23 protein-coding genes are annotated in these 22,062 nt (G+C 71.8%); 13 read left to right on the forward strand and 10 right to left on the reverse strand.

Annotated features, from left to right (window positions below):
- Window positions 1-92 precede the first annotated feature (92 nt).
- Window positions 93-650: a hypothetical protein gene (locus ACFXGI_RS22855; RefSeq protein ID WP_384709572.1), complete on the reverse strand. Its 558-nt coding sequence runs from the start codon at window positions 648-650 to the stop codon at window positions 93-95.
- A 163-nt stretch (window positions 651-813) separates the two neighbouring features.
- On the opposite strand from ACFXGI_RS22855, the gene tsaB reads away from it, so the two are divergent.
- From tsaB to ACFXGI_RS22880, 5 genes are all read left to right on the forward strand, one after another.
- Complete coding sequence (gene tsaB, locus ACFXGI_RS22860; RefSeq protein WP_384709575.1) at window positions 814-1,476, forward strand: tRNA (adenosine(37)-N6)-threonylcarbamoyltransferase complex dimerization subunit type 1 TsaB; 663 nt, start codon at window positions 814-816, stop codon at window positions 1,474-1,476.
- A complete protein-coding gene (gene rimI / locus ACFXGI_RS22865; protein WP_384709578.1) occupies window positions 1,473-2,009 on the forward strand; it encodes a ribosomal protein S18-alanine N-acetyltransferase in 537 nt (178 codons plus the stop codon). The genes tsaB and rimI overlap by 4 nt, the downstream gene beginning before the upstream one ends.
- A complete protein-coding gene (gene tsaD / locus ACFXGI_RS22870) occupies window positions 2,002-3,111 on the forward strand; it encodes a tRNA (adenosine(37)-N6)-threonylcarbamoyltransferase complex transferase subunit TsaD (RefSeq protein ID WP_384709581.1) in 1,110 nt (369 codons plus the stop codon). Before rimI ends, tsaD begins: the two co-directional genes overlap by 8 nt.
- Window positions 3,108-3,380 (forward strand): hypothetical protein, encoded by a 273-nt coding sequence (locus tag ACFXGI_RS22875; RefSeq protein ID WP_384709584.1) that lies wholly within the window; start codon window positions 3,108-3,110, stop codon window positions 3,378-3,380. The genes tsaD and ACFXGI_RS22875 overlap by 4 nt, the downstream gene beginning before the upstream one ends.
- 67 nt (window positions 3,381-3,447) lie before the next feature.
- Window positions 3,448-4,089 carry a hypothetical protein gene (locus ACFXGI_RS22880; protein ID WP_384709587.1) on the forward strand — a complete coding sequence of 214 codons (642 nt, stop codon included), beginning with the start codon at window positions 3,448-3,450 and terminating at the stop codon, window positions 4,087-4,089.
- Here the strand turns inward: ACFXGI_RS22880 and ACFXGI_RS22885 are convergent.
- Window positions 4,076-5,254: a methyltransferase domain-containing protein gene (locus tag ACFXGI_RS22885; protein ID WP_384709590.1), complete on the reverse strand. Its 1,179-nt coding sequence runs from the start codon at window positions 5,252-5,254 to the stop codon at window positions 4,076-4,078. The two genes, ACFXGI_RS22880 and ACFXGI_RS22885, sit on opposite strands and share 14 nt — an antisense overlap.
- A gap of 119 nt (window positions 5,255-5,373) precedes the next feature.
- Between ACFXGI_RS22885 and ACFXGI_RS22890 the strand changes: the two genes are divergently transcribed.
- Both ACFXGI_RS22890 and ACFXGI_RS22895 read left to right on the forward strand, forming a co-directional pair.
- On the forward strand, window positions 5,374-6,321 hold the full coding sequence (locus ACFXGI_RS22890) for a polysaccharide deacetylase family protein (RefSeq protein WP_384709593.1): 948 nt from the start codon (window positions 5,374-5,376) through the stop codon (window positions 6,319-6,321).
- A 14-nt stretch (window positions 6,322-6,335) separates the two neighbouring features.
- Window positions 6,336-7,181, forward strand: a complete 846-nt coding sequence (locus ACFXGI_RS22895; protein WP_384709596.1) for a polysaccharide deacetylase family protein — start codon at window positions 6,336-6,338, stop codon at window positions 7,179-7,181.
- Window positions 7,182-7,245: 64 nt separating this feature from the next.
- Here ACFXGI_RS22895 and ACFXGI_RS22900 read toward each other — a convergent pair whose 3' ends face one another.
- The 4 genes from ACFXGI_RS22900 to ACFXGI_RS22915 all read right to left on the reverse strand — a co-directional run bounded on the left by ACFXGI_RS22900 (window position 7,246) and on the right by ACFXGI_RS22915 (window position 12,173).
- Window positions 7,246-8,646, reverse strand: a complete 1,401-nt coding sequence (locus ACFXGI_RS22900) for an FtsW/RodA/SpoVE family cell cycle protein (protein WP_384709599.1) — start codon at window positions 8,644-8,646, stop codon at window positions 7,246-7,248.
- A complete protein-coding gene (locus ACFXGI_RS22905; protein WP_384709602.1) occupies window positions 8,634-9,878 on the reverse strand; it encodes an LCP family protein in 1,245 nt (414 codons plus the stop codon). Before ACFXGI_RS22905 ends, ACFXGI_RS22900 begins: the two co-directional genes overlap by 13 nt.
- A 122-nt stretch (window positions 9,879-10,000) precedes the next feature.
- Window positions 10,001-11,419: a sensor histidine kinase gene (locus ACFXGI_RS22910; protein WP_384709605.1), complete on the reverse strand. Its 1,419-nt coding sequence runs from the start codon at window positions 11,417-11,419 to the stop codon at window positions 10,001-10,003.
- Between the two features lie 70 nt (window positions 11,420-11,489).
- Window positions 11,490-12,173: a response regulator transcription factor gene (locus ACFXGI_RS22915; RefSeq protein WP_384709608.1), complete on the reverse strand. Its 684-nt coding sequence runs from the start codon at window positions 12,171-12,173 to the stop codon at window positions 11,490-11,492.
- 278 nt (window positions 12,174-12,451) lie between these two features.
- Between ACFXGI_RS22915 and groES the strand changes: the two genes are divergently transcribed.
- A complete protein-coding gene (gene groES, locus ACFXGI_RS22920; RefSeq protein WP_030154760.1) occupies window positions 12,452-12,760 on the forward strand; it encodes a co-chaperone GroES in 309 nt (102 codons plus the stop codon).
- A gap of 109 nt (window positions 12,761-12,869) precedes the next feature.
- A complete protein-coding gene (gene groL, locus ACFXGI_RS22925) occupies window positions 12,870-14,501 on the forward strand; it encodes a chaperonin GroEL (RefSeq protein ID WP_384709612.1) in 1,632 nt (543 codons plus the stop codon).
- Window positions 14,502-14,570: 69 nt separating this feature from the next.
- On the opposite strand, the gene ACFXGI_RS22930 is transcribed toward groL, so the two are convergent.
- From ACFXGI_RS22930 to ACFXGI_RS22940, 3 genes are all read right to left on the reverse strand, one after another.
- On the reverse strand, window positions 14,571-15,260 hold the full coding sequence (locus ACFXGI_RS22930; RefSeq protein WP_384709615.1) for an ester cyclase: 690 nt from the start codon (window positions 15,258-15,260) through the stop codon (window positions 14,571-14,573).
- A gap of 93 nt (window positions 15,261-15,353) precedes the next feature.
- The gene (locus ACFXGI_RS22935; RefSeq protein WP_384709618.1) at window positions 15,354-16,127 is read right to left on the reverse strand and encodes an SDR family NAD(P)-dependent oxidoreductase; all 774 of its coding nucleotides are present in this window, start codon (window positions 16,125-16,127) and stop codon (window positions 15,354-15,356) included.
- A 159-nt stretch (window positions 16,128-16,286) separates the two neighbouring features.
- Window positions 16,287-16,982, reverse strand: coding sequence for an MOSC domain-containing protein (locus ACFXGI_RS22940; protein WP_384709621.1), 696 nt, complete (start codon window positions 16,980-16,982; stop codon window positions 16,287-16,289).
- A gap of 80 nt (window positions 16,983-17,062) precedes the next feature.
- Between ACFXGI_RS22940 and ACFXGI_RS22945 the strand changes: the two genes are divergently transcribed.
- A complete protein-coding gene (locus ACFXGI_RS22945) occupies window positions 17,063-17,980 on the forward strand; it encodes a LysR family transcriptional regulator (RefSeq protein ID WP_384709624.1) in 918 nt (305 codons plus the stop codon).
- Window positions 17,981-18,104: 124 nt separating this feature from the next.
- Here ACFXGI_RS22945 and ACFXGI_RS22950 read toward each other — a convergent pair whose 3' ends face one another.
- On the reverse strand, window positions 18,105-18,431 hold the full coding sequence (locus ACFXGI_RS22950) for a WhiB family transcriptional regulator (protein WP_030864318.1): 327 nt from the start codon (window positions 18,429-18,431) through the stop codon (window positions 18,105-18,107).
- A gap of 379 nt (window positions 18,432-18,810) precedes the next feature.
- On the opposite strand from ACFXGI_RS22950, the gene ACFXGI_RS22955 reads away from it, so the two are divergent.
- The 3 genes from ACFXGI_RS22955 to guaB all read left to right on the forward strand — a co-directional run bounded on the left by ACFXGI_RS22955 (window position 18,811) and on the right by guaB (window position 22,052).
- Complete coding sequence (locus ACFXGI_RS22955; RefSeq protein ID WP_003948568.1) at window positions 18,811-19,422, forward strand: response regulator transcription factor; 612 nt, start codon at window positions 18,811-18,813, stop codon at window positions 19,420-19,422.
- A 389-nt stretch (window positions 19,423-19,811) separates the two neighbouring features.
- Window positions 19,812-20,441 carry a sigma-70 family RNA polymerase sigma factor gene (locus ACFXGI_RS22960; RefSeq protein WP_384709626.1) on the forward strand — a complete coding sequence of 210 codons (630 nt, stop codon included), beginning with the start codon at window positions 19,812-19,814 and terminating at the stop codon, window positions 20,439-20,441.
- A 111-nt stretch (window positions 20,442-20,552) separates the two neighbouring features.
- The gene (gene guaB, locus ACFXGI_RS22965) at window positions 20,553-22,052 is read left to right on the forward strand and encodes an IMP dehydrogenase (RefSeq protein ID WP_384709629.1); all 1,500 of its coding nucleotides are present in this window, start codon (window positions 20,553-20,555) and stop codon (window positions 22,050-22,052) included.
- Window positions 22,053-22,062: the final 10 nt, after the last annotated feature.

Genomic DNA, 22,062 nt, shown 5'->3' on the forward strand with positions numbered 1-22,062 from the left:
CCCGGCGCGGTAGCCCGTACGGGTGAATCCGCGGCGTCGGTCAGGCCTGTTCGTCGGGCCCGTCGAATCGGTCGGCCCGGTCGGTCAGTCGGTCAGGGGACGACGACGACCTTCGAGTTGATCGTCGCGAAGCCCCACATGGCATCGCCGTCGGCTCGCGCCATCCGGATGCCGCCGGTCTTCTTGCCCTGGTCCGGCTCCGGCATCTGGCCGTCCACCCGGGAGCTGAACCCGACGACGACCCCGTCCGCCGTCGCGAACCGTACGACGTGTTCGATCGGCACCCCGTCCGAGCCGGTGACGGCGCCCGAGCGCGAGTTCACCAGGTACGTGCCGGGCTTCGGGTGCGCCGTGCTGGGCTTGACCGGGAACGACTTCGGCTCCCCGCTCTCGCCGACCAGCCACACCCGCTTCTGGCCCACCGAGTACACGACGCGCGAGCCGGTGCCCGATTCGGCCGGCACCGCCACCGGCTTCGCCGGGTCGGCCGCGTGCGGGGACGCGGCGGGGGAGGGGGCCGCGGGCTGCTGGGCCGACGCCTTCGGGGGATGCGCGGGCGCGGTCGCGGAGGCCTGGTAACCGAGGAAGCCGACGGCGGCGATCGCCACCACGGTGAGCCCGGCCACGATTCCCGAGCTGCTGCGTGCCACCTTGCTCCACCTCTCCCGTGCTTCCCCTCGACCGGAGCGCCTGCCGGGCAGCGCCTGCGCGCCCTGGCCCGTAGCTCGGCCGATACCTGGGTCGAAGGTAGCAGCCGGGGTGCCCCGCGACCGGCCGCGAGGGCCCGGGCCGCCGGAGTCGTAGGCTGTTCGCGTGCTCTTGCTCGCTGTAGATACCGCCACGCCCGCCGTCACCGTCGCCCTGCACGACGGCGAGTCCGTCCTCGCCGAGTCGAACCAGGTCGACGCCCGCCGCCACGGGGAGCTCCTGCTGCCCTCCGTCGACAAGGTCCTCGCGGAGGCCGGGCTGAAGCTCGAAGCCCTCACGGGCATCGTCGTCGGCGTCGGCCCCGGCCCCTACACCGGGCTGCGCGTCGGACTCGTCACCGCCTCCACCTTCGCCACCGTGCTCGGCATCCCCGTGCACGGCCTGTGCACCCTCGACGGGCTCGCGTACGCCGCGGGCGCCGCCGGGATCGAGGGCCCCTTCACCGTCGCAACCGACGCGCGGCGCAAGGAGGTCTACTGGGCCCGGTACGAGGACCCGCGCACGCGCGTCGGCGAGCCCGCCGTCGACCGGCCGGCCGACATCGCCGAGCGGGTCGCGGGCGTGCCCGCGGTGGGCCAGGGCGCGCGCCTGTACCCCGAGGTCTTCCCGGACGCCCGCGAGCCCGAGCACCAGTCGGCGGCCGCGCTCGCGGCCCTGGCCGCCGAGCGGCTCGCCGCCGGGGCGGAGTTCTTGCCCGTGACCCCGCTCTACCTGCGCCGGCCCGACGCACAGGTGCCCAAGAACTACAAGGTGGTCACCCCGCAGTGACGGCACCGACAGCGGTACTGCGCGAGATGCGCTGGTGGGACATCGAGCCGGTGCTGGAGCTGGAGCACGAGCTGTTCCCCGAGGACGCCTGGTCCGCGGGCATGTTCTGGTCCGAGCTCGCCCACGCCCGCGGACCGCACGCCACCCGCCGCTACGTGGTCGCCGAAATCGTGTCCGACAGCGGCTCCGCCGCGGGTGGATCCGGCCGCCTCGTCGGCTACGCCGGACTGGCCGCCGCCGGTGACCTGGCCGACGTACAGACCATCGCGGCCGCGCGCGACCAGTGGGGGACCGGGCTCGGCGCCCGGCTCCTCACCGACCTGCTGCGCGCCGCCACCGCCTTCGAGTGCGCCGAGGTGCTGCTGGAGGTACGGGTGGACAACACCCGTGCCCAGAAGCTCTACGAGCGCTTCGGCTTCGAGCCGATCGGCTTCCGGCGGGGCTACTACCAGCCCGGCAACGCGGACGCCCTCGTGATGCGCCTGACCGACCCCGCACAAGCGACGACTGAAAGCACTGAGAGCAATGGCTGACGAACCGCTCGTCCTCGGCATCGAGACCTCCTGCGACGAGACCGGCGTCGGCGTGGTCCGCGGCACCACCCTGCTGGCCGACGCGATCGCCTCCAGCGTCGACGAGCACGCCCGCTTCGGCGGCGTCGTGCCCGAGGTGGCCTCCCGGGCGCACCTGGAGGCGATGGTCCCGACCATCGAGCGCGCCCTGAAGGAGGCCGGGGTCAGCGCCCGCGACCTCGACGGCATCGCCGTCACGGCGGGTCCCGGCCTCGCGGGGGCCCTGCTGGTGGGCGTCTCGGCGGCCAAGGCGTACGCGTACGCACTCGGCAAGCCGCTGTACGGGGTGAACCACCTGGCCTCGCACATCTGCGTGGACCAGCTGGAGCACGGGCCGCTGCCGGAGCCGACCATGGCGCTGCTGGTGTCCGGCGGCCACTCCTCGCTGCTGCTCGCCCCGGACATCACCTCCGACGTACGGCCGCTGGGCGCGACCATCGACGACGCGGCGGGCGAAGCCTTCGACAAGATCGCGCGCGTGCTGCAGCTGGGCTTCCCCGGCGGCCCGGTCATCGACCGGCTCGCCCGCGAGGGCGACCCGAAGGCGATCAACTTCCCGCGCGGGCTGACGGGGCCGCGCGACGCGGCGTACGACTTCTCCTTCTCCGGGCTCAAGACGGCGGTCGCCCGCTGGATCGAGGCGAAGCGGAAGGCGGGCGAGGAGGTGCCGGTGCGGGATGTGGCGGCGTCCTTCCAGGAGGCCGTGGTGGACGTGCTGACCCGCAAGGCGATCCGCGCCTGCAAGGACGAGGGCGTCGACCACCTGATGATCGGCGGCGGTGTGGCGGCCAACTCCCGGCTGCGCTCGCTGGCGCAGGAGCGCTGCGACGACGCGGGGATCATCCTGCGGGTGCCGCGGCCGAAGCTGTGCACGGACAACGGCGCGATGGTGGCGGCGCTGGGTGCGGAGATGGTCAAGCGGAACCGGCCTGCCTCGGACTGGGACCTGTCGGCGGACTCCTCGCTGCCGGTGACGGACCCGCACGTGCCGGGTACCGCCCATGCGCACTCCCACGACCACGACCACGTGCACGAGTTGAGCAAGGACAACCTCTACCGATGAGCACCGTCGCACTGATGTGGGAGGCCCGGGCCACCGCCGGGCGGGGCAACGAGCTGCTGGAGTGGGCCCGTTCGCAGGTGCTGGAGCGCGAACCGGTGCGCCGCGAGCTCCTGCGGGCCCCGCAGGACCGGGTGCTGGTCGTCACCTGGTGGGAGGCGGCCGAGGGTGTGGCGGCGCAGCTGCCCGAACTCCCGGAGCCCGCAGCCGATCTGATCACCCGTCCGGTGCACCGCTGGCGGTTCGAGTCGGTGGAGACCAGCGGGACCTGACATATGCGAGGCGTGCTCCAGCGACGCGTGAGCGGGGCTCGGGCCCGCTGCCGTTATCGTCATGAGCATGCCTCGCCGTGACCTGCCGCCTCCACCGCCTCCGGCCCACTTGCGCGACTGGCTGGACGAGAACGCCGTACGCGCCGACCGCGCCCGCTTCCTGAAGGACCTGGGCCGGCGCAGCCTGGGCCTGGGGAGGCTGCTGCTGCTCTGGGCCGTCGCCGCCGTCTTCGCGCTCGGCTGGTCCTTCGTGGCCATGGCCCTGATGTCCTTCGAGACGCCGGGCGACCCGCTCTCGTACGTCTTCGGCCTCATCTTCGGCCTGCTCGGCGCGGGCGTGCTGATCCCGGCGGGGTTCTGGTTCGCCCGCGGCGCCCGGCGCGACCGGCTGGTCCACCATCTGCTGTGCGCCTGGGCCGAATCGGACCGCGACCCGGCCGCCGACGCCCGGGTCCGCGCCCCGGGGCTGAGCCTGACCTGGCTGCTGGCCTCCTTCGCGCTGGGCGCGCTCGGGCTGTACGTGACCTTCGGCTCGGCGGCGTCGGCCCGCCCGGGGGTCACCACGTACGGGGAGGTCACGTACTACATGGGCCTCGGCATGATCCTGTGGATCACCGGCCTGCTGGGCCTCGGCAAGGCCGGCGCGCACTACCGGTGGGCGGTGCGCGCCTTCCGGGGCGGCAGCGGCGGCGGCGCTACGGCGCGCTGACGGGCGAGCCGATCAGCATCGACGGGGCGCCCGCGACCCGGGTCAGGAAGACGGTCGCGGAGTGCGGCCCCTGCGGCTTGACCTTCTTGCGCAGCTCCTCGGGCTCGATGGCCGACCCGCGCTTCTTGACGGTCAGGATGCCGACCCCGCGCTCGCGCAGCAGGGCCTTCAGCTTCTTGAGGCCGAACGGCAGCACGTCGGTGATCTCGTACGCGGTGGCGTACGGCGTCGCGCGCAGCTCGTCGGCGGTGACGTACGCGATGGTCGGGTCGATGAGCCGGCCGCCCAGCTGCTCGGCGACCTCGGCGACGAGGTGGGCGCGGATCACGGCGCCGTCGGGCTCGTAGAGGTAGCGGCCGACCGGCCCGGCCTCGGGATCGGGCAGCGGATCGGTGGTCCGCAGGGTGCGCGGTCCCGGCAGCAGGGTGGCGCGGACGGTGCCGGGCGCGGTCCCGAACCACAGCACGGCCTCCTTCACGTCCCCCTGGTCCGAGATCCACTCGGCCTCGGCCTCGGCCGGCACGGCCTCGTGCGGGATCCCGGGTGCGATCTTGACGGCGGCGTACTTGGCCGTACGGGCGGCCTCCACGGCCCACGACAGCGGCGGCGAGTAGCTCTCGGGGTCGAAGATCCGGCCGCGGCCCCCGCGCCTGGCCGGATCGAGGAAGACGGCGTCGTACCCGGAGGTGTCGATGTCGGTCACATCCGCCTCGCGGATCTCGATCAGCTCCGCCAGCCCCAGCGCCTCGGCATTGGCGCGGGCGACGGCGACGGTCAGCGGGTCGCGGTCCACGGCCAGGACGCGGATGCCGAGCCGGGCCAGGGCGAGGGCGTCCCCGCCGATCCCGCAGCAGAGGTCCGCGACGCTGCGCACGCCGAGGTCCGCGAGCCGTCCGGCACGGTACGAGGCCACCGAGGCGCGGGTGGCCATCTCGCCGCCGCCGGGCGTGAAGTACATCCGGAACGCGTCCTCGGCCCCGAACTTCGCCACCGCGCGCTGTCGCAGCCGGGCCTGCCCGAGGGCGGCGGAGACCAGCGCGGCGGGGTGCTCGCGGCGCAGCCGGGTGGCGACGGCGAGCTCCTGCGCCGGGTCGTGGTCGCGGAGCGAGTCGAGGAGGGCGCTGCCCTCGGGGGTGAGGAGCGCGGCGAAGTCTTCGGGGGTCACGCCTCCATTGTCGGCTCCCCGGCCGGCGGGGGTGCGTGTGGGCCGGTCGGAGGAACGTGGCGGCGCGGTGCGCGGTGTCGTCCGGGTGGCGTGCGTGGCGGGTGCCAGGATGCGCTGCTATGCAGCTAGTCGGACAAACGGAACATAAGACGCTTCATGGTCACCGGTCCGCGGCGGGTCCGCGCGGCCGCGTCGGGGTGGCACTGGCCGCACTGCTGGTCGCCGCCCTCGGAACGGGATGCGGCTCAGCCGCCGACTCGGCTCCCGCCCGCAAGGGCGGCAAGGCCGCGGACGCACCCGCGGGCGCCGCGGGCGCGGTCGCGAACCCGGCCGAGCAGCAGAAGGCCGCCCAGCAGGCCCGGATCGCCGCGGCGAAGAAGTGGAGACTGGCCAAGCCGCCGCTGACCGCACCGGCCGCCCCGAAGACGAAGCCGGAGATCACCACCCGCGAGGGCTTCGAGGTGCAGGGCCAGGACGAGCTCCCGCCCGTCTTCACCACCGTCCCCACGGAGGACAAGGTCGTCTTCCTGACGATCGACGACGGCGCGGAGAAGGACCCCGAGTTCCTGAAGATGATGCAGGAGCTGAAGATCCCGTACACGGCGTTCCTCAGCGACTACCTCGTCCGCGACAACTACCCGTACTTCAAGCAGATGCAGGCCGCCGGCGTCTCGCTGAACAACCACACGCTCAACCACCGCTACATGCCGGCGCTCTCGTACGAGGAGCAGCGCGAGGAGATCTGCGGGCAGCAGGACACCATCCAGAAGCAGTTCGGCAAGCGCCCGACCCTGTTCCGGCCGCCGTACGGCAACTACAACCAGGACACGCTGCGCGCGGCGAAGTCCTGCGGCATCAAGGCGGTCCCGCTGTGGAACGCGGAGGCCTTCGTGAACCGCATGGACTGGCGGGAATGGGACCGCGACCTCCACCCTGGAGACATCATCCTGACTCATTTCCGAGGGCGGGAGGACTGGAAGGGCACGATGCCTGACATGATCCGTCATGTCATGAAGACCGTCACGGACAAGGGGTACGCCGTGGCTCGCCTGGAGGACTACTTGTGACGAACGCGCGCCGGTTGGCAGTCGCAACGCTGGCGGCCGGCGCGCTCGCGCTGTCCCTGACGGGGTGCGGGGGCGGCGCGGACCCGGCCGGGAGGCTGGGCGGCAAGACGCCGGAGGCGACGCGGCCGCCGACGACGGCCGCGTCGCAGCCGGCGGCCACCCCGGCCGACGAGGCCTACAAGAAGTGGGGCCTCAAAGCCCCCCTGGAATTCGCCCCGAAGCCGGACCTGAAGCCCTCCCTGGCCCCGGCGGCCCCGGGCAAGGCCCAGGTGGTGGACCGAATACCCGTCCCGCCGGCCGACAAGGTCGTCTTCCTGACCTTCGACGACGGCGCGGAGAAGGACCCCGAGTTCCTGAAGATGGCGGCCGACCTCAAGCTGCCGATCAGCATGTTCCTGACGGACAACATCGCCTCCTCGGACTACGGGCACTTCGAGAAGCTCCGCGACAACGGCTCCGGCAGCACGATCAACAACCACACCCTGTCGCACCCGAACCTCCGGACCCTGCCCTTCGCGGCGCAGAAGAAGGAGATATGCGGGCAGCAGGAACACCTGGAGAAGCGCTTCGGCGCCAAGCCGGTCCGCTTCCGCCCGCCGTACGGCAACTACAACGACGACACCCTGAAGGCCGCCTCCGAATGCGGCATCTCGCAGGTGATCCTGTGGCGCGTGTCGATGCAGATCAACAACTTCCAGTACGCCGAGGGCTCCGCCCTCAAGCCGGGCGACATCATCCTGGCCCACTTCCGCGGCCCCTCCGAACTCAAGGGCTCGACGGAAATCCAGATGACCACCCGCATGCTCCAGCGCATCCAGGAACAGGGCTACCGCATAGGCCGCCTGGAGGACTACCTGTAGCCCGCGCGGCCCTCCAGGACGTCGGCGAACGCGGCGGGCACGATGCTGCCCACCGGACCGCCCCTCAGCCCGCCGCGGCCACCACCGGGGTGATCGTCGTTTCCACCGGGCCCTTGGCGTCGGCCTCGCGCTGGCGCTCCGCGCTGTCGCTGATGCGCAGGAGGAGGGCGATCATGATCCAGTTGGCCAGGAGGGACGAGCCGCCCTTCGCCAGGAACGGCAGCGCCTTGCCCGTCAGCGGGATCAGGCCCGTCACGCCGCCCGCCACCACGAAGACCTGGAGCGCCAGCGCCGACGACAGGCCCACCGCCAGCAGCTTCCCGAACGGGTCCCGGGCGCCCAGCGCCATCCGCAGCCCCCGCTGGACCAGCAGCGCGTACAGGAGCAGCACCGCCATGACCCCGGCCAGCCCGAGCTCCTCGCCCACCGTGGTCAGGATGAAGTCGCTGCGCCCCGCGAAGCCGATCAGCTCCGGGTGGCCCATCCCCAGACCCGTCCCGGACATGCCGCCCGTGCCGAAGCTGAACAGCGCCTGTGCGGACTGGTCAGAGATGACCCCCGGAGGCCGCTCCTTCCAGTAGTACGACAGCGGCTCCAGCCACGCGGCCACGCGCCCCTTGACGTGCGGTTCCGTCGAGCCGACCACGAAGGCCCCGACCCCCGCCATGAGCAGGCCCGTCACGATCCAGCTCGTGCGCTCGGTGGCGACGTACAGCATCACCACGAACACGCCGAAGAAGATCAGCGACGTACCCAGGTCCCGCTCGAAGACCAGCACCAGCAGCGACACGATCCACACCGTGATGATCGGCCCGAGCTGGCGCATCGGCGGCAGCCGCATCCCCAGGAACTTCCGGCCCGTCAGGGCCAGCGAATCGCGGTGGATGACCAGATAGCCCGCGAAGAAGATCGCGATCATGATCTTCACGAACTCGCCGGGCTGGAGCGAGAACCCGAACAGGATGATCCAGCGCTTCGCCCCGTACGTGTCCGCGCCGAAGAACGCAGGCGCGATCAGCAGCACCAGCGCGACCGCCATCGTGATGTAGATGAACCGCTGGAGCAGCCGGTGGTCCCGCAGCAGTGCCACCACCGCCAGGCACGCGGCCACGCCGATGACCGTCCACTGCAACTGCCCCGGCGCGTTCGCCTCACCGCCGTACCGCGCGATGTACGACTGGTCGAGCCGGTGCAGCAGCACCAGCCCCAGCCCCGACAGCAGCATGGCGAGCGGGAAGATCAGCGGATCCGCGTACGCCGCGAACCGGCGCACGCCCAGGTGCCCCACCAGTGCCAGCAGCGTCATGCTGATCGTGAAGCCGGTGAGGTTGGCGGGCAGCTCGCCGTTCATCGCGAGGCCGGCGCTCGCGTGCCCGAAGACGGTGAGGGCGACGACGAAGACGAGGAGCAGTGCCTCGGTACGGCGGCGTGCGCCGGCCGTCGTGAGCGGCCTCAGTCCACGCACGGGATGCCGCCACCCTCGATGGCGGGGCTGCCGCTCCCGGCCGGGGCCGGGGCGGCGCCGCCCGGTCCCGCAGACGCCCCCGGCGCGTCGCTGGGGCTCGCGCCCGGGCTCGGAGCGGACGCGGAGGCGGAAGCCCCTGGTCCGATCTGCTCGGCAATGAGGCGCTTTATCTTCATATCGTCTACGACGTTTATGTCCTCGCCATGGTTCCTTCCGAACCGCTCGACGGGCAGTGTCGTGAACGCCACTTTCCCGCCGGACAGGTTCTTCGCCTGCTTCACGAACGACATCAGATCCCAGCCCTCGTCCGTCACCACGTCCTGTTTCGCGGCGTCGATCAGCTTCATCAGCTTGACCGGATCGGTGAAGGTCCCGGCCGAGTTCAGCTTCTGCGTGGCACCCGCCAGGAAGGCCTGCTGGCGCTTCGTCCGGTCCAGATCGCCCATGTCCAGGCCGTGCCTCTGGCGTACGAAGGCCAGGGACTGCTGACCGTTCAGGGTCTGGCGGCCCGCCGGGAAGTCGGCGCCCGAGTACTTGTCCTGCACCGGCTTCTTCAGGCACACCGGCACGCCGCCCAGCGCGTCCGCCAGGTGGTAGAAACCGGCCAGGTTGAGCTCGGCGAAGTGATCGATCGGGACGCCCAGGAAGTTCCGCACCGTCTCGATCTGCGCCTTGCGGCCGGCCTCCCGCCCCTCGCGCTCCAGCTGCCGCCGGTCCTTGACCCCCCGGGCCGAGAGCCGCTCCTCCTCCTTGGCCTTCGCCAGCCCGTACGCCTTCTTGATCTTGTCCTTGCCCTGCCCCGGCGCGCCCGGCCCGCCCGACATCTCGACGAAGTCGTCGCGCGGGACCGAGAAGGCCTTCGCCTGGCTGCCGTCGCCGGGGACGTGGAGCAGGATCAGCGTGTTCGCGTTGTAGCCGCCGATGTCGGAGCTGCCGGCGTGCAGTTTGTCGAGGACCTCCTCCGGCAGCTTCTCGCCGTTCTGGTCGCGGCGGCTGTCCAGGCCCATCAGCAGGATGTTGGTGTCCCCGTACTTCGACTTCTCGGCCCCCTGCAGGGCCTTGGAGCTGCCGATGCTGCCGGCGAGGTCCCGGTACACGTACCAGGCGCCGGCGGCGGCCATGACGGCCAGCGCGCAGGCGGTGACGAGCAGGGTGCGGGCGATTCGGCGGGGACGGCGTTGCCGGCGGGGCCGGCGGACGGGGTGGCTGGTCTTCCTCCGGTGCGCGCTCATGCCAGTCGATGGTGGGGGAGGAGCCCTGAAGGAGTCCTGAGGATCCTGAAGGGCCGTTCAGGACCCGCCGTCCAGGACCCGCCGTCCAGGGCCCGCCGTTCAGGGCCCGCGGCCCGCGGCTCTCAGGGACGGGCGGGGGCCGGCCCGCCGACCGGCACGCGCAGGACGAGGCGGATGCCGCGCCCGCCGCCCGCCCCCGACGGCAGCGCCCGCGCCTCGCCGCCGTGCGCGCGGGCGATCTCGCGCACGATGGCCAGGCCCAGGCCCGTACCGCCGCCCGCGCGCCCGCGGTCCGGGTCCAGGCGGACGAACCGCTCGAAGACCCGGTCGCGGTCCGCCGCCGGGATGCCGGGGCCGTCGTCCTCGACCTCCAGCACCGCCCAGGCGCAGCCGCCGCCCGGCCGCGCCGGCTCGGTGGCCGCCCGTACGACGACCCCCGTACGGGCGTGCCGCAGCGCGTTGTCCACCAGGTTGGCCAGCGCCCGCTCCAGCCGCGCCGGATCCCCGGACGCCGGTACGGGCGCCCGCGCGTCCAGCCGGACCGGAACCCGGGGGTCCGGGCGCCGGGCCAGGTCCTCCGCGGCCAGCAGCGCCAGGTCCACCGGCTCGGTCCGGGGTGCGGGGCCGCCGTCGAGGCGGGCCAGCAGCAGCAGGTCAGCCGCGATGCGCTGGAGCCGCTCGGTATCGGCCAGCGCGGCCGCGACCGACTCCCGGTCGGGGCGGCCCTGGGCCAGCGCCACCTCCAGCCGGGACCGGACCGCGGCCAGCGGGTTGCGCAGTTCGTGCGAGGCGTCCGCGGTGAACTGCCGCTGCCGGGCGTCGGACCGCTCCAGCCGGTCGAGCGTGTCGTTGACGGTCCGGGCCAGCTGGGCGATCTCGTCCGCCCCGCCGGGGTCCGGAACGCGGCGGTCCAGCTCGCTGGAGGTGACCGCCGCGAGCTCGGTCCGGATCGCGGTGACCGGGCGCAGGGCGTGCCCCGTCACCCACCGGGCGAGGGCCGCCGCGAAGCCGATCAGCGGGGGCGCGCCGGCCAGCAGGCCGAGGGCGATGGCGCGGGTCGCGTCGTCCACGTCGCCGAGCACGGTGACGGCGTACACCTCGTGCCCGCCCGGCGCCTCGACCGCGACCACCGCGCGGCGTTCCGCGCCGGGGCGCGCGGGCGGGAGCACGGCGGAGCGGGAGTCCTCGCCGGACGCGCCCGGTGCGGGCGGGCGCAGGCCGCCGAGGTCGGGGGAGTCCCCGAGGTCCCCGGTGGAGGCGACGGTCCGCCCCTGCGCGTCCCGTACGAGGACCAGGTCCACCCCGCTCTCCGGCGCGGGCAGCCGCCCGCCGGGGAAGGCGTGGCCGTCGAGCTGGGCGGCGACCTTGCGGGCGGCGAGCTCGGTGCGGCCGGTGGTGTTGTCGAGGAGGTTGGCCCGGAGCAGGGTGTACAGCCAGAGCCCGCCGGCGCCGAGCACGGCGGCCATGGCGAGCGCGGCGGCCAGTGCGGCACGCCGGCGGAGCGGTCCCGGGCTCGTCCTGGGGAGTGTCTCGCGGTGCACGCCGGGCCGGTCGGCGAGGCGTCTCCCAGGGGGTGTCCGGCGGCCCCGGCCATGATCCGCCGGAGCCCCCCTAGCCGCCATCGGGGGCCATGCGGTAGCCGGTGCCGTGGACGGTGAGGATCGAGCGGCGGCCGAAGGGGGCGTCGATCTTCTTGCGCAGTGAGGAGACGTACACCTCGACGATGTTCGGGTCGATGGCGTGCGGGGTGTCCCAGACCTCGTCCAGGATGTCCTGCTTGGAGACGGCCCGGCCGGGCTGCTCCATGAGGCAGGCGAGGACGCCGAGCTCGCGGGCGGTGAGCTCGATGTCGTGCACGCCGCGGCGGCAGCGGCGGCCGGCGGGTTCGAGGACGAGGTCCCCGGCCTGGAGGGTGGGGTGGGGGTCGGCGGTGGCGGCCGCCCGCCGGGCCAGGGCGCGGAGCCGGGCGGCGAGGACCACGAACGAGAACGGCTTGGTGAGGTAGTCGTCGGCGCCCGAGTCGAGGCCTTCGGCCTCGTCGTACTCGCCGTCCTTGGCGGTCAGCATGAGGACGGGCGTGGGGTCGCCGTCGGCCCGCAGGCGGGCGCAGATCTCGTACCCGCTGAGGCCGGGCAGCATCAGGTCGAGCAGGACGGCGTCGTAGGAGCCGGTGCGGGCGAGGTTCAGCCCGCGGTGGCCGTCGTGGGCGAGGTCGACCCAGTGCCCCTCGGCGGAGAGGCCGCGCCGCAGTGACTCGGCGAGGCCTTCTTCGTCTTCGACCACAAGTATCCGCACGCCCCAACTGTCACATACCGCCCACCCGGGGTCCCCGGACGGCGCTTGGGGAGGGCTGCCGCGGGGCCCGGGGAGCCCCCCGATCCGGACAACGGGGCGGAGCGTGTTGGCACTCCGCTTGACCGAGTGCTAATCGCCGGAATAGTCTCGCACCTGGCACTCGCCCCCGGTGAGTGCCAACACAGCGACGGGCAGGTCCGGCACCCGCGACGACGGATCCACCTGGTCGCCACCCAGACAGTTAGCCCCGTGAGATCTCCGAAGGGGGAGGTCGGATCGTGACGACCACCAGCTCCAAGGTTGCCATCAAGCCGCTCGAGGACCGCATTGTGGTCCAGCCGCTCGACGCCGAGCAGACCACGGCTTCCGGCCTGGTCATCCCGGACACCGCGAAGGAGAAGCCCCAGGAGGGCGTCGTCCTCGCCGTGGGCCCGGGCCGCTTCGAGGACGGCCAGCGTCTCCCGCTGGACGTCAGCGTCGGCGACATCGTGCTGTACAGCAAGTACGGCGGCACCGAAGTGAAGTACAGCGGCGAGGAGTACCTCGTCCTCTCGGCTCGCGACGTGCTCGCGATCATCGAGAAGTAATTCACCGAAGCATTGCTTTGAGCTGCGCCCCTGGTCACCCCGCTGATTGCCGGGCGGCAAGGGGCGCAGTTCGTTAAACCCGAGTTTTCGAGAGGGCTGAACCGCTCCCATGGCGAAGATCCTGAAGTTCGACGAGGACGCCCGTCGCGCCCTCGAGCGCGGCGTCAACAAGCTGGCCGACACGGTGAAGGTGACGATCGGCCCCAAGGGCCGCAACGTCGTCATCGACAAGAAGTTCGGCGCCCCCACCATCACCAACGACGGTGTCACCATCGCCCGCGAGGTCGAGCTGGACGACCCGTACGAGAACCTGGGCGCGCAGCTCGTGAAGGAGGTGGCGACCAAGACCAACGACATCGCGGGTGACGGCACCACCACCGCCACCGTGCTGGCCCAGGCGCTGGTCCGCGAGGGCCTGCGCAACGTCGCCGCCGGCGCCTCCCCGGCCGCCCTGAAGAAGGGCATCGACGCCGCGGTCAAGGCCGTGTCCGAGGAGCTCCTCGCGACCGCCCGTCCGATCGAGGACAAGTCCGACATCGCCGCCGTGGCCGCGCTCTCCGCGCAGGACCAGCAGGTCGGCGAGCTCATCGCCGAGGCGATGGACAAGGTCGGCAAGGACGGTGTCATCACCGTCGAGGAGTCCAACGCCTTCGGCCTGGAGCTGGAGTTCACCGAGGGCATGGCCTTCGACAAGGGCTACCTCTCGCCGTACATGGTCACCGACCAGGAGCGTATGGAGGCCGTCCTCGACGACCCGTATATCCTGATCAACCAGGGCAAGATCTCCTCCATCCAGGACCTCCTGCCGCTGCTCGAGAAGGTCATCCAGGCCGGCGCCTCGAAGCCGCTGCTGATCATCGCCGAGGACGTCGAGGGCGAGGCGCTCTCCACCCTCGTCGTCAACAAGATCCGCGGCACCTTCAACGCGGTGGCCGTCAAGGCCCCCGGCTTCGGCGACCGCCGCAAGGCGATGCTCCAGGACATGGCCACCCTCACCGGTGCCACCGTCATCGCCGAGGAGGTCGGCCTCAAGCTCGACCAGGCCGGTCTGGACGTGCTCGGTTCCGCGCGCCGCGTGACCATCTCCAAGGACGACACGACCATCGTCGACGGTGGCGGCAGCCACGACGAGGTCGTCGGCCGCGTCAACCAGATCAAGGCCGAGATCGAGTCCACGGACTCGGACTGGGACCGCGAGAAGCTGCAGGAGCGCCTGGCGAAGCTCGCCGGCGGCGTCTGCGTCATCAAGGTCGGCGCCGCCACCGAGGTGGAGCTCAAGGAGAAGAAGCACCGTCTCGAGGACGCCATCTCGGCGACCCGCGCCGCGGTCGAGGAGGGCATCGTCTCCGGCGGTGGCTCCGCGCTCGTCCACGCCGTGAAGGTGCTGGAGGGCAACCTCGGCCTGTCGGGCGACGAGGCCACCGGTGTCGCGGTCGTCCGCCGCGCCGCCGTCGAGCCGCTGCGCTGGATCGCCGAGAACGCCGGCCTCGAGGGCTACGTCATCACCTCGAAGGTCGCCGAGCTCGACAAGGGCCAGGGCTTCAACGCCGCCACCGGCGAGTACGGCGACCTGGTCAAGGCCGGCGTCATCGACCCGGTCAAGGTCACGCGCTCCGCGCTGGAGAACGCCGCTTCCATCGCCTCCCTGCTGCTCACGACCGAGACCCTGGTCGTCGAGAAGCCGGCCGACGACGAGGGCGACTCCGGTCACGGCCACGGCGGTCACGGTCACAGCCACTGATCGCGCCCCACATCGAGAAGGCCCCGTTCCGCATCGGCGGAACGGGGCCTTCCCGTAGGCGGGGTGCCGTCACATCGCGCCCAGTTCCCTCATCAGGCGCATGGCGTCGTAGTGCCACCAGCCTTCCTTGATCATTCCGTCCTCGCACCGGAAGACCGTCGTGCCGGTCATCGTGCAGTCCTTGCCGGTCGGGGCGATCCCCATGAACTCGCCCTTGTGCTTGCCGTTGAAGGTCCACATCGTGGTGACGTAGTCCTCCTGGGCCATCTGGGCATCCCGCGTGAAGGTGAGGTCGAAGGCGCCGCGCCACATCTGTACGTCCTCGCGGATGCCGTCGCGGCCGATCTTGTCCTCGGGCCGGCTGATGTCGTGGTCACGGTAGTCCGCCGCGAAGATCTCGTCGATGACGGACATGTCGCCCTTCATCGCGACCTCTTCGTACATGCGGTTCGCGAGCAGCGCGTTGAGGTGCTCGTCGCGGACGACGTCCAGGTTGGTGAACCGGGGCATCCCGTCGCAGAGGGCCATCATCTCCTGGAACATCCTGTCCGTCTCCGGGAGGTGAGAGTTCTTCATGGCCGCTTCGTACGACGGGAATTCGACGACGTCGACGTAGCGCGTGTCGGATTCCCGGTCCTTGCCCACCACGGTGTGGGCCACGGTGCGCTTGCCCTTCGTCTCCGCCAGGTACCGGTCGATGACCTCGTTGACTGCCTCGGGCCTGCTGGTCTCGTAATCGACTATTTGTACGAATGTCATGGCGTACTCCCGCGCTGGATGGACGTATCCAGTTTAGGGAGATTTCACCCGTTCGGCCGGTTTGGGAGCCGGCCTACCCGCGAGTCACTCGGACTACTGGGGGCCGTACTTGCGGCCCGTGCGCGAGGACACCCCGCCCAGCAGCCCGCGCGGGGTCAGCTTCACCAGGCCCATCAGCGCCTTGTACCGCGGATCCGGGATCGAGACCGTCTTCCCGCGCGCCAGGTCGTCCAGGGCCGCAGCCACCAGCTTGTCCGCGTCCAGCCACATCCAGTTGGGGATGTTGTCCGTGCCCATGCCGGCCCGCTCGTGGAACTCGGTGCGGACGAAGCCGGGGCACAGCGCCATCAGCCGCACGCCCGATCCGGACAGGTCCCGCGCCGCGCCCTGCGTGAACTGCACGACCCAGGCCTTGCTCGCCCCGTACGTCCCGCGCGGTACGAACGCCGCCACCGAGGCCACGTTGACGACTCCGCCGCGGCCGCGCGAGCGCATCGACCCGGTGGCCGCCGAGGTCAGCCGCAGGACGGCCTCGATGTGCACCTTCAGCATGGTCAGCTCGTCGGCCATGGAGACTTCGAGGTAGCGGCCCTTGTTGCCGAAGCCCGCGTTGTTGACCAGCAGATCCACCGGGTGCGTACGGTCGCCCAGACGCCGCTCGACCGCCGCGATGCCCTCGTCGGTGGACAGGTCGGCCGCCAGCACCTCGGCCTCGATGCCGTGCCGGTCGTGCAGCTCGGTGGCCTGCTCGCCGAGCCGCAACGCATCGCGGGCCACCAGCACGAGGTTGTGGCCCTGGGCGGCGAGCCGCCGGGCGAATGCGGCGCCGATGCCCGCCGTGGATCCCGTAATCAACGCAGTCGTCATAAGCGCAACCTAGCCGCCCCCGGCGACAGCTCAAGGGGAGCCCGCCGGGCGGTACACCTTCGTGATCGTCGGCGCCGCGAACCGTCGCTTCCCGCTGCGGAACCGCTACTTCCGGCTACGAACGCCCTGCTCCCGGCCGCGTACGCCCCTGCTTCCGTACTACTGCCCGTACTTCTCCAGGTGCGCGAGAGCCGCCTCGTGCCACTGCGGAGCCATCGCCGGTCCCGCCGCCCGGGTGTGCGCGAGGAGCGACCGGTCGGTGGTGAAGGCCCGGAACCAGAGCTCCACCGTCACGTCGTGGTCCGGGCGGTGGAGGACCTCGACGGGGTCGCCGGGGGAGACCGGCCCCTCCTGGACCACGCGCAGGTACGCACCCGGCCGCGCGGCCCGCGTGTACCGCTTGACCCAGCCCTTCTCGCCGAGCGCGCCCTGGAAGGTGCGGCACGGGATGCGGGCCGACGCCACCTCGAGGACGAGCCCGCCCGTACCGACCCGCCAGCGCTCGCCGAGCAGCGCGCCCGTCAGCTCCATGCCGGAGGTGGTGAGGTTCTCGCCGAAGAGCCCGGCGGGCAGCTCGCGGTCCAGCTCGCCCTCCCACCAGTCGAGGTCCTCGCGCGCGTAGGCGTAGACGGCCTGGTCGTCACCGCCGTGGTGGCGCAGGTCGCAGACGGCGTCGCCCTCGAGGCCGCTCGCGCCGACGCCCTTGGGCCCGGGCGGGAACACGTGGACCGGACCGGGGACGGGCCGCTTGCCGATACCGGTCACCCCGCCCTCCGCGTCGGTGTGGTCGACGGCCGTCGCGCGGCCGAGGTTCACGGAGGCGACGTGCGGGGGAGCCGAGGGGAACAGAGCCATGGGAAGCACGGTAACCCAGCCCCCTCAAAGGGGCGTGAGAATATTGGCGCCGGGCTCAAAGTCGGGCTTATGCTCGAAGGATGATCGAGGCACGTCATCTCCGGGTGCTGCGCGCCGTCGCCGGCACCGGGTCCTTCTCCGCCGCCGCCCGCGAGCTCGGCTGCACCCAGCCCGCCGTCTCCCAGCAGATGAAGGCGCTGGAGCAGTCGGCCGGCACCCCGCTGCTCATCCGGGCCGGCCGCGAGATGCGGCTGACCCAGGCCGGTACGGCCCTGGTCCGGCACGCCGCCGGGATCCTCGCCGGGCTGACCGCCGCCGAGGAGGAGGTCGCGGCCATCGCCGGGCTGCGCGCGGGCCGGGTCCGCCTGGTGTCCTTCCCCAGCGGCAGCTCCACGCTGGTGCCGACCGCGCTGGCCGCGATGCGCGCCGAGCACCCCGGCACCCGGATCTCGCTGGTCGAGGCGGAGCCGCCGCGGTCGGTGGAGATGCTGCGCGAGGGGGACTGCGATCTGGCGCTGGCCTTCCGGTACGGCTCGGCCTCCCCCTCGGCCGGCGGCTCGGCCTCCGACGGCGAGTGGGAGGACCTCGTGGTGCGGCCGCTGCTCACGGACCGGCTCGTCGGGCTGGTCCCCGAGGGGCACCGGCTGGCGGGGGCCGAGCGGGTGGGCATGGCGGAACTGGCCGACGAGCCCTGGATCGCCGGCTGCCCGCGCTGCCGCCGCCATCTGGTGGAGGTGTGCGAGGAGGTGGGCTTCACCCCGCGCATCGACTTCGCGACCGACGACTACCCGGCCGTGGTCGGCCTGGTCGGCGCCGGGCTGGGCGTCGCCGTACTGCCGGAGCTGGCGGTGGAGTCCGTACGGGCCAAGGGCGTGAGCACGGTGGCAGTGGAGCCCGCGGTGGAGCGGGAGGTCGTGGCGCTGACCCTGCCCGACCTGGCGCGCGTACCGGCCGTGGCGGCGACCCTGGCCGAACTGGAGCGGGCCGCCACGCGTTGACCGCACGGCATACGGCGTCGGCTCGACGTACGGCGGTACGGCCAATCGCGTGACGTTCCGGGCCGGTTCCGGTCCGCGTGCAGGCTGGGGAAACGTTCCTTCGGGCGTTTCGGCGAACCGTGGATCAGTGCGGCGGAAGGGGTCCGATCGTGCTCGACGCGGGGATCAGGCGGTGGCGTGCGCGTCCCATCAGTTCTTCGCGCTCGTCCTCGGTGAGGCCGCCCCACACCCCGTAGGGCTCGCGGACGGCCAGTGCGTGCGCGGCGCATTCCGAGCGCACCGGGCATCTCATGCAGACCTCTTTAGCCGAGGCCTCGCGCGCACTCCTCGCCGCGCCCCGCTCGCCTTCCGGGTGGAAGAAGAGGGAGCTGTCGACCCCCCGGCAGGCGGCCAGCAGCTGCCAGTCCCAGAGGTCGGCGTTCGGTCCGGGGAGGCGGGAGAAATCTGCCATGGGTAGTCCTCTTGGTGCCGGTACTGAGACGGATACGGTCCAAGTCTCCACACCTACTGTCGGAGTAGATGTAAATATGACTCATTGGGAATCTAGCCTCAGACACGTGCTAAACGGAAGAAAAGCCGCCAAATAGGGCATAGCTCCAGATGGAGGACACGCCGAGAGTGGCGCCCGCGTCGTGATCGCTTCCTCACGTAGAGTGCCGAAGGTGTCCGTCCGACCCGTAACTCTTTCGAGTGACCATCGTTGAGAGTGCGAAGGCGGTTGAACCAAGAAGTTCTCGGACAGGTGTCCGGGGGCATCGACCGCACAGGTGACGATACGTACCAGCCTGGAGGCTCAAGGTGACGCGCATCAGCAGCTGCGGAGGGCGGTCATGACTTCCGTCCTCGTCTGCGACGACTCCCCGCTTGCCCGAGAGGCGCTCCGTCGCGCGGTTGCCACCGTGCCCGGCGTCGAGCGTGTGACGACGGCGGCCAACGGCGAGGAAGTCCTCCGCCGCTGGGGTGCCGACCGCTCCGACCTGATTCTGATGGATGTACGGATGCCGGGGCTGGGCGGTGTGGAGACGGTGCGCCGGCTGCTCTCGGCCGATCCGGGCGCCCGCATCATCATGCTGACGGTCGCCGAGGACCTGGACGGGGTGGCCCTCGCGGTCGCCGCCGGCGCCCGGGGCTATCTGCACAAGGACGCCTCGCGCGCCGAACTGCGGGCCACGGTCACCCAGGCACTCGCCGACCCGACCTGGCGTCTGGCCCCGCGCCGGCTCCGCTCGGCCGAGATGGGCGCCGCGCCCACGCTCACCGCGCGCGAGATCCAGGTGCTGGAGGGCATGAGCCACGGCCGGTCCAACGCGGAGATCGGGCGCGAGCTCTTCCTCTCCGAGGACACGGTCAAGACGCACGCCCGCCGGCTGTTCAAGAAGCTGGGCGCCTCGGACCGGGCGCACGCCGTGGCGCTCGGATTCCGCTGGGGTCTGGTCCGCTGACCGCGAGACCGCAGACCGGACGCTGAGAGCGGTCCCGTCCGCCACCGGCGGGCGGGGCGGCAGGCCGCGCGACCGGCTGTCTTCGGCCGCCCCGGCCGTCCCCGCGCATGCCCGTCGTGTGCCCGTAGTGCCGTCGTCCGTTCCCGTCCCCCCCGTACCCGGTGCGCACCCGGGGATGGGCGGGGCACAATCGTGGGACGTGTCGCTTCGCGCGCGATGCCGCATGCTTGAGGTGTGGCGCATTTTCTGGGATGGGGCCTCGGGGAGTATTCGGTCGAGCGGGAGGGGAGGGCGCAGTGATGAGCTCAGGCGCACCCGCTCATAACGCTTCGACGCACAACACGGGCCGTGGCGGCGCGAATGCTCCGGCGCCAAGGCACCATGGATTGATGCGCGACGACGAGGCCCAGGGGTCACCCACGGCCACAGGCTCCACCGGCGCCGCCAAGAGCGGCAGCGCCGGGGCTGTCAGCGCGCTCGTGCGCAGAGCGGTCGAGGGTGACGAGCAGGCGACGCACGATCTGCTCGCCTTCGTGCACCCGCTGGCCATCCGCTACTGCAGGGCCCGCCTCTCGCGGCTCCCGGGCGACGCCCGCCACTTCGTGGAGGACCTCGCGCAGGAGGTCTGCGTCGCCGTCCTGATGGCGCTGCCGCGGTACCGGGACACCGGCCGGCCCTTCGAGGCCTTCGTCTTCGCCATCGCCGCACACAAGGTCGCCGACCTGCAGCGGGCCGCCATGCGGCACCCGGGCAGCACGGCCGTGCCCTCCGACGAGATGCCGGAGCGGCCGGACGACTCGCTGGGTCCGGAGGAGCGGGCACTGCTGAGCAGTGACGCCGCCTGGGCCAAGAAGCTGCTGGCCAACCTTCCGGAGAACCAGCGTGAGCTGCTCGTACTGCGGGTGGCGGTCGGCCTGACGGCCGAGGAGACCGGGCAGATGCTCGGCATGTCCCCCGGTGCGGTGCGGGTGGCCCAGCATCGCGCGCTCAGCCGGCTGCGCGCGCTCGCCGAGCAGTAGGTTTCGTAGGAACAGACGAAACTTCTCCTTGACCTTGGTCGTGGAATGAGACGCGTCGGGATCCCGTTAGCATGGACATCCGCGCTGAGCAAGACCATTTGGGAAGGTGTCATGACCGCCGACGGAGTGCCCGACAAATTCGCCACGCTCGGACTGACCTACGACGACGTGCTGCTGCTGCCGGGCGCGTCGGACATGTCGCCTGACGCGATCGACACCTCTTCCCTCATCTCGCGCAACGTCCGCGTGAACGTGCCGCTGCTCTCGGCCGCCATGGACAAGGTCACCGAGGCCCGCATGGCCATCGCGATGGCCCGCCAGGGCGGCGTCGGCGTACTGCACCGCAACCTGTCGATCGCCGACCAGGCCAACCAGGTCGACCTGGTCAAGCGCTCCGAGTCCGGCATGGTCACCGACCCGATCACGGTGCACCCGGACGCGACGCTGGGCGAGGCCGACCAGCTGTGCGCGAAGTTCCGCATCTCCGGCGTCCCCGTCACCGACACGGCCGGCAAGCTGCTCGGCATCGTCACCAACCGCGACATGGCCTTCGAGTCGGACCGCAGCCGCCAGGTGCGCGAGGTCATGACCCCGATGCCGCTGGTCACGGGCAAGGTCGGCATCTCCGGCGTGGACGCCATGGAGCTGCTGCGCCGCCACAAGATCGAGAAGCTTCCGCTGGTCGACGACGCGGGCATCCTCAAGGGCCTCATCACGGTCAAGGACTTCGTCAAGGCCGAGAAGTACCCGAACGCCGCCAAGGACAAGGGCGGCCGCCTCCTGGTCGGTGCCGCGGTCGGCGTCGCCGGTGACGCGTACGACCGCGCCCAGGCGCTGATCGAGGCGGGCGCCGACTTCATCGTCGTCGACACCGCCCACGGCCACTCCCGCCTGGTCGGCGACATGGTCGCCAAGATCAAGTCGAACTCCTCCGTCGACGTCATCGGCGGCAACGTCGCCACCCGCGACGGCGCCCAGGCGCTGATCGACGCCGGCTGCGACGGCATCAAGGTCGGCGTCGGCCCCGGCTCCATCTGCACCACCCGCGTCGTCGCCGGCATCGGCGTCCCGCAGGTCACCGCCATCTACGAGGCCTCCCTCGCCGCGAAGGCGGCCGGCGTCCCGGTCATCGGCGACGGCGGCCTGCAGTACTCCGGCGACATCGCGAAGGCGCTCGTCGCGGGCGCCGACACGGTGATGCTGGGCTCGCTCCTCGCGGGCTGCGAGGAGTCCCCGGGCGAGCTGCTCTTCATCAACGGCAAGCAGTTCAAGTCGTACCGCGGCATGGGCTCGCTCGGCGCGATGCAGTCCCGCGGCGACCAGCGCTCCTTCTCCAAGGACCGCTACTTCCAGGAGGGCGTGGGCGGCGACGACAAGCTCATCCCCGAGGGCATCGAGGGCCAGGTCCCCTACCGCGGCCCGCTCTCCGCGGTCGTGCACCAGCTCGTCGGCGGCCTGCGCCAGTCGATGTTCTACGTCGGCGGCCGCACGGTGCCGGAGCTCCAGGACCGCGGCCGCTTCGTCCGCATCACGTCGGCGGGCCTCAAGGAGAGCCACCCGCACGACATCCAGATGACCGTCGAGGCGCCGAACTACAGCCGCAAGGGCTGAGTCCACAGCG

Source organism: Streptomyces sp. NPDC059355, assembly GCF_042752335.1.
GTDB lineage: Bacteria > Actinomycetota > Actinomycetes > Streptomycetales > Streptomycetaceae > Streptomyces.